The organism is Acidimicrobiales bacterium (assembly GCA_036273495.1).
In the GTDB taxonomy this organism is placed as follows: Bacteria; Actinomycetota; Acidimicrobiia; order Acidimicrobiales; family JAJPHE01; genus DASSEU01.
Genome location: DASUHN010000021.1, coordinates 1 through 8,636 on the forward strand (window position 1 = coordinate 1; position 8,636 = coordinate 8,636).

10 protein-coding genes are annotated in these 8,636 nt (G+C 72.6%); 6 read left to right on the top strand and 4 right to left on the bottom strand.

Features of this window, described 5'->3' with window-relative positions; genetic code table 11:
• Positions 1 to 79: 79 nt before the first annotated feature.
• On the bottom strand, positions 80 to 226 hold the full coding sequence (locus VFW24_00915) for a hypothetical protein (GenBank protein HEX5265309.1): 147 nt from the start codon (positions 224 to 226) through the stop codon (positions 80 to 82).
• A 178-nt stretch (positions 227 to 404) separates the two neighbouring features.
• Between VFW24_00915 and VFW24_00920 the strand changes: the two genes are divergently transcribed.
• From VFW24_00920 to VFW24_00930, 3 genes are read left to right on the top strand one after another with little or no spacing between them, the layout of a single operon-like run.
• The gene (locus tag VFW24_00920) at positions 405 to 1,442 is read left to right on the top strand and encodes a zinc-binding dehydrogenase (GenBank protein ID HEX5265310.1); all 1,038 of its coding nucleotides are present in this window, start codon (positions 405 to 407) and stop codon (positions 1,440 to 1,442) included.
• Entirely contained in the window at positions 1,442 to 2,587 is a 1,146-nt protein-coding gene (locus VFW24_00925) for a sulfotransferase (protein HEX5265311.1), read from the top strand. The genes VFW24_00920 and VFW24_00925 overlap by 1 nt, the downstream gene beginning before the upstream one ends.
• A 13-nt stretch (positions 2,588 to 2,600) precedes the next feature.
• Positions 2,601 to 3,800, top strand: a complete 1,200-nt coding sequence (locus VFW24_00930) for a DegT/DnrJ/EryC1/StrS family aminotransferase (GenBank protein ID HEX5265312.1) — start codon at positions 2,601 to 2,603, stop codon at positions 3,798 to 3,800.
• Here the strand turns inward: VFW24_00930 and VFW24_00935 are convergent.
• Entirely contained in the window at positions 3,787 to 4,980 is a 1,194-nt protein-coding gene (locus tag VFW24_00935; GenBank protein ID HEX5265313.1) for an amidohydrolase family protein, read from the bottom strand. The genes VFW24_00930 and VFW24_00935 overlap by 14 nt on opposite strands.
• A gap of 549 nt (positions 4,981 to 5,529) precedes the next feature.
• On the opposite strand from VFW24_00935, the gene VFW24_00940 reads away from it, so the two are divergent.
• Positions 5,530 to 6,135, top strand: a complete 606-nt coding sequence (locus VFW24_00940; protein HEX5265314.1) for a hypothetical protein — start codon at positions 5,530 to 5,532, stop codon at positions 6,133 to 6,135.
• A gap of 9 nt (positions 6,136 to 6,144) precedes the next feature.
• Here VFW24_00940 and VFW24_00945 read toward each other — a convergent pair whose 3' ends face one another.
• A complete protein-coding gene (locus tag VFW24_00945; protein HEX5265315.1) occupies positions 6,145 to 7,410 on the bottom strand; it encodes an SPFH domain-containing protein in 1,266 nt (421 codons plus the stop codon).
• A 29-nt stretch (positions 7,411 to 7,439) separates the two neighbouring features.
• Positions 7,440 to 7,700, bottom strand: coding sequence for an NfeD family protein (locus tag VFW24_00950; GenBank protein ID HEX5265316.1), 261 nt, complete (start codon positions 7,698 to 7,700; stop codon positions 7,440 to 7,442).
• Positions 7,701 to 7,788: 88 nt separating this feature from the next.
• Between VFW24_00950 and VFW24_00955 the strand changes: the two genes are divergently transcribed.
• Both VFW24_00955 and VFW24_00960 read left to right on the top strand, forming a co-directional pair.
• Positions 7,789 to 8,310 (top strand): hypothetical protein, encoded by a 522-nt coding sequence (locus VFW24_00955; protein ID HEX5265317.1) that lies wholly within the window; start codon positions 7,789 to 7,791, stop codon positions 8,308 to 8,310.
• Positions 8,307 to 8,636: hypothetical protein (locus VFW24_00960; GenBank protein HEX5265318.1), on the top strand; the 330-nt coding region annotated here is incomplete at its 3' end. The genes VFW24_00955 and VFW24_00960, both read left to right, overlap by 4 nt.

Below are 8,636 nucleotides of genomic sequence, written 5' to 3' on the forward strand. Positions count from 1 at the left end.
GGCCCCGAGTTGCGCCGGGCTGACCCGGGGGGCGATGCGGCGCCGGGCGGCGGCCAGGGCCTCGTCGACGGCGGCCACGTCAGCCGCCGCCCGACGGGTGCAGGACGCGGACCGATGCCACTGGCTCTCCGGTCTCCTCGACCCACTGGCGGTCGAGCAGCCTGGCCCCGGTCTCGTAGTAGAAGCCCATCGAACTGAGGGGCGGAGAATAGGCATGCACGCTCACGGCCGGAAACGGTCCCCGGGAGAAGACGTCCTGACCATCCCCCCGACCGCCACCCGGTCTCCCGCGGCCGGCGTAGCAGCCGTTAGTCAATAAATCTGATCGAACGAGTCGGTATTCGTTCCCAAATCCAGCCGGCACCGCCCTGGTATAAACCGGTTCCGCAGTCAGGAGGTGGCCGGTGAGAGCGGTGCGGGTCCTTCGGCACGGCGCGCCGAGCGAGGTCATCGAGGTCCAGGAGATCCCGGTACCCGATGTCGACGCCGGCGGGGTGCGGGTCGCCGTGGCGGCGGCGGCGCTCAACTTCGGGGACATCGCCCGGTGCCGGGGGGGTGTGGCCAGCGTCATGGCCCAGCCGCCGTTCACCCTCGGCATGGAGGTCTGCGGCGTGGTGGAGGCGGCGGGGGCCGGCGCCGAGCAGTGGCTGGGCCGGCGCGTGGTGGCCATGTGCAACCAGTCCTTCGGCGGGATGGCCGACAGCGCCCTGGCCCCGATCAACGGGGTGTTCGAGGCCCCGCCGGAGCTGGACGACGTCGCGGCCGGGGCGTTCCTGCTCCCGTTCCACACCACCTATCTGGCTCTCCACACGCGCGCCCGGCTGCAGCCGGGCGAGACGGTGCTGGTGGTGGGAGGCGCCAGCGCCCTGGGTACGGCCGCCATCCAGCTCGCCACCGCGGCGGGGGGCCGGGTCATCGCCGTGGCGGGAGGCACGGAGAAGGTGGCCCTGTGCGAGAAGCTGGGCGCGGAGGCGGCCATCGACCACACAGCCGAGGACGTGTTCGACCGGGTGATGGCCCTGACGGCTGACAGGGGCGCCGACGTGGTGGTGGACTTCGTCGGCGGCACCGGCACGGAGGCCCTGTGGACGTGTGTGGCCTACGAGGGCCGCTACGTCCCGGTCGGGTTCAACGACGACGCCGAATCCGGGTTCACCGGGCGCCCGCTGCGCAAGGTCTCCATGGGCAACTTCTCGGTGGTGGGGGTCCTGCTCTCCTACAACCCGGAGTCGCGGGTCATGCGGCAGTTCGGGGTGGTCCCGAACCCCCCGGAGCGGGGTGCGGAGGTTCACGCCGCTCTGCGCCGGTTGGTGACCGAGGGCGCCATCCGGCCCTACATCGGACGGCGCATCAGTCTGGGCCAGGTGGCCGGCGCCCTCGAGGACCACGCCGCCCGGCGCACCACCGGGCGCACCGTGGTCGACCTCTCGCTTCCGGCCTGATGGTCCCGACCGACCTTCTGGCCGCCGCGACCGAGCAGACCGGGCTCGAGGACTTCGGGAGCGGGACGTTCCGTGAGGGTCTGGACGTCTACTGCCAGTCGGTGCGATCGGAGGCCCGGCTCAACGAAGTGGGGGAGATGGCGGTGAGCGCCACCGTCGTCTCCAGCCTGGCCAACCGGCTGAAGGTCGTGGACTGGGCGGGGCGCCATCCCGACGTGGCCGGGGAGCCGATCGAGGCCCCCCTCGTCGTGATCGGCATGTTCCGGGCCGGCACCACCCTGCTCAGCAACCTGCTCGACCAGGATCCCGCCAACCGGGCCCTGCTCCGCTGGGAGGCGGCCGACAGCGTCCCGCCCCCGGGGCCGGCCGATCACCGCTCGGGACCGCGCGTCGACGCCGCCCGCGCCGGCGCGGCGATGCTCGAGCACCTCAATCCCATGGTCCCGGTCGTCCACCACGAGGAGGTCGACGGCCCGACCGAATGCATCGCGGTGATGAATCAGGAGTTCAAGAGCATGGCCCTGGAGGCCATCAGCAACGTTCCGACCTACGGGCGCTGGCTCCTCGGCATCGACCAGCGCTCGGCCTACGAGTACCACCGCCTGGTCCTCCAGGTGCTGCAGAACGGCGGGGTCCGGGGCCGCTGGACCCTGAAGAGCCCTCACCATGCCACCGCGCTCGAGGCCCTCACCGCCGTGTACCCCGACGCCACGCTGGTCCTGCTGCACCGGGACCCCGTGATCCTGTGCGCCTCCGTATGCAGCCTGATCTACACGCTGTCGAGCACGTTCAGCGACGCCGATCACCGGGCCTACATCGCCCGCCACTGGACCGACATGCTGGAGACGTCGATCGAGCGGGTGGAGGCCTTCCGCCACGCCCACCCCGAGCATCCGATCCTCGATGTGCAGTACGACGACCTGGTGAACTCCCCTGTCGACACGGTGGCGGGCATCTACCGGGCAGCGGGAGACACGCTGGCGGATGAGGCCGCCGCCGCCATGCAGTCGTACGTGGCCGCCAACCGGAAGGGCCGGTTCGGTGAGCACCGCTACGACCTGGCCGACTTCGGCCTGGACCGGGACGAGGTGGCGGAGCGCTTCTCCGGTTACGTCGACCGCTACGCGATAGCGACCCGGGTCTAGGGCGGGACATCCGATGGCCCGGGTGCACTACGCCGCCAGCGTCCACGACCAGGCCGAGGTCGAGGCCGTCCTCGAGGTGCTCAACGACCCCCAGGGCCTCTGGGTCGGCCGGCGGGTCAACGCCATGGAGCGCCAGGTGGCGACGCTGTTCGGGAAGTCGGGGGCGGTCATGTGCAACTCCGGGTCGTCGGGCCTCTACCTGGCGGTGGAGCTGCTGGGGCTGCAACCGGGCCAGGAGGTCGTCACGGCGGGGCTCACCTTCTCGACCGACGTGGCCCCGCTGGTCCGGGCCGGCCTGGTGCCGGTGCTGGTGGACGTGGAGGTGGACACCTTCAATGCCGACGCCGGCGCCATCGAGGAGCTGATCACACCGGCCACAGGCGCCATCCTGCTGCCGAACCTGATCGGCAACACCCCCGACTGGGACGCGGTGCGTGCCATCGCCGACCGTCACGGTCTCCGGGTGGTCGAGGACTCCTGCGACGCCCTCGGCCCGTTGTTGCGGGGCACCCCCACCGGCACGAGGTCGGACTTCACCGTGACGAGCTTCGCGTCCTCCCACATCATCACGTGCGCAGGCGGTGGCGGCATGGTGATGATGGACGACGACGACGCCCGGGACCGTGCCCTCCTCCTCCGCCGCTGGGGCCGGCGCTCGGAGCTGGTGTTCTTCGGCTCCCGCCGCCGGGACCGCACCTTCTGGGAGGACCTCGACGGCATCCACTACGACAACCAGTTCATCTTCGACGAGCTGGGCTGGAACTTCGAGCCCTCCGAGCTGGGAGCGGCGTTCGGCCTCGAGCAGCTCAAGAAGCTGCCGGCCAACCGGGCCCGGCGCCAGCGGAACTTCGAGCTGTACACGGAGTGGTTCTCGCAGCGCGCCGAGCTCTTCGAGGCCCCGCGGCAGCAGGAAGGCCTGGACACGGCGTGGCTGTGCTACCCGGTCCTGATCCGGCCCGGCGCCGGCTTCTCCCGGGCCGCGGTCCAGGAGTACCTCGACGGACACGAGGTCGATACGCGCACGGTGTGGACCGGCAACGTGGCCCGCCAGCCGATGCTGCGCGGGGTACCGGTGCGCCTCCCCGAATCCGGCCTGCCCAACGCCGACGCCGTGATGGAGCGGGGCTTCCTGCTCCCCTGCAATCACGGCATGGGGGATGGGGACGTGGCCTTCGTACTGGACCAGCTCGAGGGGTTCCTCAAGAGACGGTGAGGCGGGGTCCGATCAGCTCGGCCATGTTCCCGGCGTAGAACCGGGCCCGGTCGGCGGTCGACACACCGTCGAGCTCGGCCTCGAACTTGGCCAGCGGGTCCCGGCCGCCCTCCGGGTGCGGGTAGTCGGTCGAGAACATGAACAGGTCGGCCCCGGCCTGCTCGGCCATCCAGCCCACCGGCTCCCCGGGGAACGGGGTGAACTTGAGGTGCCGCCGGACGTATTCGGAGGGCTCGGCGGCCAGGCGCTGGAGGGGCTCCTCGGTCCGGCGGAAGGCGCGCCGCGCGTAGTCGAGGTGGTGCATCCAGGAGACCACCCAGCCCGCCCCCTGCTCGATGCAGCCACCCCGGAGCCGAGGGAAGCGGTCGAACAGCCCGTCGAGGATCAGCGTGCCGAGGAACAGGGCCGGAGAGTGGTAGATGGCCAGGTAGTCCTTGGACCGGATGTTCTCCCCGCCGCCGAGGTGGTCGGTGACCGGCATGGCGTTGTTGTGGAAGGCCCGGTCGAGGAGCCGCCCACCCCCTCCGACGTGCAGGACGAACGGGATGTCCGAGCGCTGCAAGAGTTCCCAGAACCCGTCGAGATCCGGATGGGTCGGGGCCCGCTCCCCGGCGGCGGTGGAGGGAACCATGACCGCGGCGCAGCCGGCGGCTATGGCCTCGGCGGCCGCGTCCACGGCTCGACCGGGGTCGACCAGGGAGACGTAGGCGACGGGGAGAAGACGGCGGTCCCCGGCACAGAACGCCGCCATGGCCTTGTTCTGGGCCCGGCACCCGGCGTACAGGAGGTCCAGGTCGTGGGCCAGCTGGCCCGGGTCGTCGTAGCGCGTGGGGCTCCGGGGCAGGCTGAACATGGCCGTGGCGAAGGTGGCGAACACGAGCTGGGCCTCGAAGCCCAGGAGGTCGAGCACCCGGCTGCGCTCGGCCGGGTCGAAGCCCCCCATCGCCATCCAGCCCTTGTCCTTCATCATGCGGTCCTCGGCCTCGGCCGCGGCCGCCCGGTCGGCGCCCCGGCGCTCGGCTCGGCGCACCGCCTCCTCGAGGACGGGGCCGAGGGCGTCCATCCCCCGCCTCCGCAGCCGGTCCCGCTCCCCCGGATCCATGAAGTCGTCCAGGAAGTCGGCCAGCTCCATGACGTGGCTGTCCGCGTCGAGGATCACCCGGTCTGCGGCGTAGGTCATCGTTGTCTCCCCCTCGTCCCCCGGCGGGGTGACAATATGTCACCCCCCCCGGACGGATGCAAGGGGTAGGGGACCGGCAGCGCCTCCGAGCCCGGGCCCGCCGCCGATGAGCGCACCCAGCTGATCGACCTCACCTCCGGCCCGGCTCCGTCGACGGAGCCCGGGTCGACCGAGTCCAGCCCCGTCGACGGCCCGGTGGCGTCCTCGGCCTGATGCGCTGGAGGTCGGTCGGCGTCGCCACGCTGGCGGCGATCGTCCTGGCGGCCACGGCGGCGCTGACCGTGCGGGCCACCAGCCCGGCGGGGGCCGCTTCGCCTGCGATCCGGGCCGCCGCCTATTTCCTTGCCCGCTACGACACCGGGGCGGGCCAGGTCGTCCGGCGCGACCAGGGCGGCGACACGGTGAGCGAGGGCCAGGCCTACGCCCTGCTGCTGGCGGTGGCGGCGGGAGATCAGGCCGGCTTTGCCCGGACGTGGCAGTGGACCAGAGCGCACCTCATCCAACCGGACGGGCTGATGGCGTGGCGGTGGAGCGCGGGCCGGGTCAGCGATGGCCGCCGGTCCCCCCGTCCGGATCGATCCCAGCTACGACGCGCCGGTCGACTTTGCCGCTCTGGCCGCCGCCTTTCCGTCCGGAGGGAAGTGGTCCCAGGTGGCTGCCGGCGGGCGTCGGGACGTCGGCGAGCTGCTGGGGGGCGGGCACCTGCCCTCGGACTGGGCGGTCGTGGGACCGGACGGAGCGGCCCACCCCACGTCGGCGCCCGCCGACGACGGTGGCGCGGTCCGCTACGGGTTCGACGCCGTCCGGGTCCCGGTCCGCCAGGCCGCCTCCTGCGACAAGCGCGACCGGGCCCTGGCCGCCGGGATGTGGGGAGTGCTCAGCGGCCCCGTGGCCCGCCACCAGCCGCTCGTGAACCTGGACCTCGGCGGGTCCCCCGGCTCCGGCGCGGCGCACAGCCCGGTCGGCCTGGTCGGCCTGGTCGGAGCGGCGGCGGCGGCGCGGGCGGCGGGGCGGGGGGACGTGGCCGGCCGGCTCCTCGACCGGGCCCAGGCTCTCAACGCCGGCCAGCCCACGTACTACGGCTCGGCCTGGGTGGCCCTGGGCCGGGTGCTGCTCCAGACCGGGCTGCTCGGTGGGTGTGGGGCGGGAGCCTGAGCCTCCCGGTCAACCTCGATTCGGGCGCGTCGACCGCCGGGGCCCCGAGCCGGGGGTGGTTCCGGCAGCGTCGCCTCCGGTCTCGGCCGGGGCCGCCGCCACCTCGGCGGGGGCGGGCACCGGGCCGTTGCCCGCGGGCAGGCCGGACTGGACCCGGTTGAGCATGCTCATCCCGGCGGTCAGCAGGCCGCCGAGCATCTGATTGAGCCCCTCGGCGCCGTTCAGCACGGTGAGGTTGGAGCTGGCGAGTGACTCGGCGGCAGCGTGCACCACGTCGGGCAGCTGCTCGACCAGCTGCTGGGCGATGAGGGCGTCGCGGTGCTGGGCCATGGCGTTGGCCTTGGCCGTGAGGGCGTCCCCCTCGGCCTGCCCCCGGATCCGTATCGACTCGGCCTCGGCCTCGGCCACGGCGATCCGGGCCGCCTTGTCGGCGTCGGCCCGGGTGCGGGTGGCGTAGGCGTCGGCGTCGGCCTCGGCGTAGCGGGTGGCGCGCAGGGCGGCCTGCTGGCGCTCGGCTTCGAGCTTCTGGTTGGAGGTCTGGGCCCGGATCACCTCCTGCTGGGCCCGGGCCTCCGCCAGCGGCCCGGCCTGGGCCGCAGTCTGCTTGGCGGTCTCGATGTCGGCGGTGGCCTGGGCCTGCCGCTTGGACGAAGCGGCCGTGTTCTCGGCGTTCACCGCTGCGGCCTCCTGCTCGGCCAGGGTGGCCTGCTGGTTCTGCTGGGCGGCAGCCACGCGTGCCGCCGCCTCGACAGCGGCCTGGTGGGGGGCAGCCAGGTTGGCGATGTAACCGGTCGGATCGTCGATCGTCTGGATCTGGAAGCTGTCGACGATCAGACCGAGCTTCTCGCACTCGGAGGCCGACGACTCCTTCACGGCCGAGACCAGCTTGTCGCGCTCGCGGATGATGTCCTCGATCGTCATCTGGCCCACGATCTGGCGGAGGTGGCCGGCGAAGATCCGTCCCACCTGCGTGTCCATCTGGTCCTGCTGGTCCAAGAAGCGCTGGGCGGCGGCGGCGATCAGCTCGGGCTGTGGTCCCACCTTGAACACCGCCACCGCCTGGACCCTGAGCGGGATGCCCTGCGTCGACACGCAGTCCTCGGCCAGCTCGGCCTCGTGGAGGGACATGTCCAGGAAGTAGGCCCGCTTGAACGCAGGGACCACGAAAGACCCCTGACCCACGACGATCTTGAAACCCGGGCCCTCGGGCCCACCGTGGCGCCGACCGGCGATCAGCAACGCCTCGTTGGGCTGGGGGATGCGGAAGAAGAACATCGCTGGCTCCCTTCTCTGCTCGGAGGCGGTTAGAGGGGCGTGACCTGCACGGACTGCGGGGACAGCTCCTCGACGACGGTCACCTGGGTCCCGCTGGCGATCTCGGTCTCGTCGGAGGCGCGGGCGGAGAAGGCCTCGGTCGTCCCCCGCACGGAGATCCGGACCTCACCGATGCCGCCCGCCGGGATGGTGGCGGTCACGACGCCGACCTTCCCGAACAGGGACGGTCGCGTCGGGGTCGGGGACTCCTGGGTCCTGATGCGCTTGCGGATCTCGGAGAGAAACCCCATGTGGAACCTCCGGGGTCGTTGCCGGACAGACCATATGGTGGACCTTCCCGGCGCTCAACTCCCGGCGGCCGATGCCGACGTATGGGGGATGGTGAACCGGCTGCCGGCCGAGGGCGACGCGGCGCGGACCCTCCTGTTCGCCGGCGGCCCCCACCACGTGGTCGGGGACCACCCGGCCCGGGGCGGGGGTCTGCTGAGGGCCAGGCTGCCCGACTGGATCTGTTGCGGCGCCGCTGCCCTCGCCTGCCTGGTCGACGCCTTCCTGCCCTGGATGCGCAGCGGCTCCATCGAGCGGAACGGTTACCAGCTCCTGGCATCCGGACAGCACGCCGGCCTGCTGGGCGGGGGCGGGGCGCGGGCGCTGACCTTCGCCGCCTACCTGCTCCCCTCGCTGGCCGCCGCCACTCTGGCCGCCCTGTGGGTGGGCCGCCCGGCGGTGGCCCGGGTCCTGGCGGCCCTCACCGGTGCGGTCCTGGCCGTCGGGGCGGTGCTCGCGACCTCAAGGCTTCACAGCGGCCTCCTGTTCGGGCCGTTCCTCGGCCTGGGCCTCGGTGGCCTGACGGTGCTGACCGCCGTCACCCGGGCCTTTACGACAAGGAGTCAACGATGAACTGGCAGCCTCCCTCGGCCACGCCCGAGCCCGATCCCTCTACCCCTTTCGCCCCCTGGGGGACGCCGGGCGCCGGTCCCGCCGCCCGCCCCAAGCGGCGGCTGGCCCGCGCCGCCGTGATCGGTTTGCCGGTCGTCCTGGTCGGCGCCGGCGTGGCGACCAGCCTGAGCCTGGCCAGCGGAGGCGCCTCGCCCGCCAGCACCCCCGACGCCGCCGTCCGGGCCCTGCTCGACTCGGCCCAGCAGGGGGACCTGCTGGGCGTGCTGGAACGCTGGAGCCGTCCGAGCGCGACACCCTGGAGGCCGGCATCACCCAGACCACCAGCC